Annotated in this window: 1 protein-coding gene; it reads right to left on the bottom strand. The window is 58.8% G+C overall.

From position 1 onward, the window contains the following. The coding region (locus C7459_RS22890) for a hypothetical protein (RefSeq protein ID WP_425450738.1) at nt 1-1,122 on the bottom strand (1,122 nt) is incomplete at both ends.

The following is a 1,122-nucleotide window of genomic DNA, read 5'->3' on the forward strand; positions in this document are numbered from 1 at the left end:
CAACGTATACCCAGCCACAGCGGTGCCGTCCTGCGTCAACGTGACCGTCGTGATGTCGGTGTCGCTGCTCACAGGGGTCACGCTTGTGCCGTAGAGGTGATTGTCCACAACCCCGCTGACCACCGGTCCTGCTGTGTCGATGCTAAAGTGAAGCACCGTGCTATTGCCCGCGAGGTCGGTAACGGTCAACTCGTAGGTGCCGTCTTGGGTAATCGAAGTTCCTAGCGAGTAGCCTGCGACGGCGGTGCCGTTTTTCGTCAACGCCACCGTCTGAATGTCGGTGTCACTCGTGACTGGAGTTACGGATGATGAGTACGCCTGATTGTCCAGCACACCCGTAATCGCCGGGGCTGTCGTGTCAATACCGAAGTGCAACACCGTAGTGTTTCCGGCTTGGTCGATGACGGTCAGCACGTAACTTCCATCCCCAGAGATCACCGTTCCCAACGTGTACCCGGCAACGGCACTGCCGTTTTTCGTCAGTGTCACCGTCTGGATGTCGGTATCCGTGCTGAACGGCGTGACGGTCGCGGTATACAGCTGATTGTCCGTGATTCCGGTGACGACCGGAGCGACCTTGTCGATGTCAAAGTGTAGCACCGTACTATTCGCCGCTTGGTCGGTGACGGTCAGCACGTAACTGCCGCCTAGGGTGATCGCTGTGCCCAGCGTATAGCCGGCAACGGCAGTGCCGTTTTTCGTCAGCGTCACCGTCTGGATGTCAGTGTCCGTGCTGGACGGCGTGACGGACGTTCCGTAAATGTGATTGTCGATCACACCCGACACCACCGGAGCCGCCGTGTCGAGGCCGAAGTGGAACACGGTGCTGTTGCCCGCAACGTCGGTGACCGTCAGCACATAGCTACCATCTGCGGTGATCGCCGTGCCCAGCATGTATCCAGCGACTGTGCTGCCGTTTTTCGTCAGCGTCACCGTCTGGATGTCGGTGTCGGTGCTAGAAGGAGTGACCGCCGATGTGTAGAGCTGGTTGTCTGTTAGACCTGTGACCACGGGAGCTACCGTATCAATGCTAAAGTTCAGCACCGTGCTGTTGCCCGCGAGATCGGTCACCGTCAGCACATAGCTGCCATCTGAGGTGATCGCCGTTCCCAGCGTGTAGCC

Origin of the sequence: Tumebacillus permanentifrigoris, assembly GCF_003148565.1 — a bacterium.
GTDB classification, from domain to species: domain Bacteria; phylum Bacillota; class Bacilli; order Tumebacillales; family Tumebacillaceae; genus Tumebacillus; species Tumebacillus permanentifrigoris.